The organism is Pseudomonas sp. YY-1, assembly GCF_002843095.1.
GTDB classification, from domain to species: domain Bacteria; phylum Pseudomonadota; class Gammaproteobacteria; order Pseudomonadales; family Pseudomonadaceae; genus Aquipseudomonas; species Aquipseudomonas sediminis_A.
This window is the reverse complement of record NZ_PJLX01000035.1, coordinates 1-1,184: the sequence shown is the minus strand read 5'-3', so window position 1 is coordinate 1,184 and position 1,184 is coordinate 1. Positions and strand designations below refer to the sequence as shown.

Genomic DNA, 1,184 nt, shown 5'->3' with positions numbered 1-1,184 from the left:
GATTACTCGACGATCTTGGCAACCACGCCAGCACCGACGGTACGACCACCTTCGCGAATTGCGAAGCGCAGGCCGTCTTCCATGGCGATCGGCTTGATCAGGGTGACAACCATTTTGATGTTGTCGCCCGGCATTACCATCTCAACGCCTTCCGGCAGTTCGCACGAACCGGTCACGTCAGTGGTACGGAAGTAGAACTGAGGACGGTAGCCTTTGAAGAACGGGGTGTGACGACCACCTTCTTCTTTGGACAGAACGTACACTTCAGCTTCGAACTTGGTGTGCGGCTTGATGGTGCCCGGCTTGGCCAGTACCTGACCACGCTCGACTTCATCACGCTTGGTGCCGCGCAGCAGCACGCCGCAGTTCTCACCAGCACGACCTTCGTCCAGCAGCTTGCGGAACATCTCAACGCCGGTGCAGGTAGTCTTGGTGGTCGGACGCAGACCAACGATTTCGATTTCTTCCTGGATCTTGACGATACCGCGCTCTACACGACCGGTAACTACAGTACCGCGGCCGGAGATCGAGAATACGTCTTCGATTGGCATCAGGAACGGACGATCGATGGCACGAACCGGCTCAGGAATGTAGCTGTCCAGAGTTTCGACCAGCTTCTTGACGGCAGTGGTGCCCATCTCGTTGGTGTCTTCGCCGTTCAGCGCCATCAGCGCGGAGCCGATGATGATCGGAGTGTCGTCACCCGGGAAATCGTAGGTGCTCAGCAGATCACGAACTTCCATCTCGACCAGTTCCAGCAGCTCAGCGTCGTCAACCATGTCAGCCTTGTTCAGGAAGACAACGATGTACGGTACGCCAACCTGACGGGACAGCAGGATGTGCTCACGGGTTTGCGGCATCGGACCATCGGCAGCCGAGCAGACCAGGATCGCGCCGTCCATCTGGGCAGCACCAGTGATCATGTTCTTCACGTAGTCGGCGTGACCCGGGCAGTCAACGTGCGCGTAGTGACGAATGTTGGAGTCGTACTCTACGTGCGCAGTGTTGATGGTAATACCACGAGCCTTCTCTTCCGGAGCGCTATCGATCTTGTCGAAGTCGACCTTGGCCGAACCGAAAACTTCGGAGCAGACGCGGGTCAGAGCAGCGGTCAGAGTGGTTTTACCGTGGTCAACGTGACCGATGGTGCCAACGTTGACGTGCGGTTTGTTACGTTCGAATTT

General features: G+C 57.2%; 1 protein-coding gene. It reads right to left on the bottom strand.

Annotated elements, in window-relative coordinates; genetic code table 11:
- Nucleotides 1-2: 2 nt before the first annotated feature.
- On the bottom strand, nt 3-1,184 hold a 1,182-nt coding region (tuf, locus tag CXP40_RS23530), incomplete at its 5' end, for an elongation factor Tu (protein ID WP_106735684.1).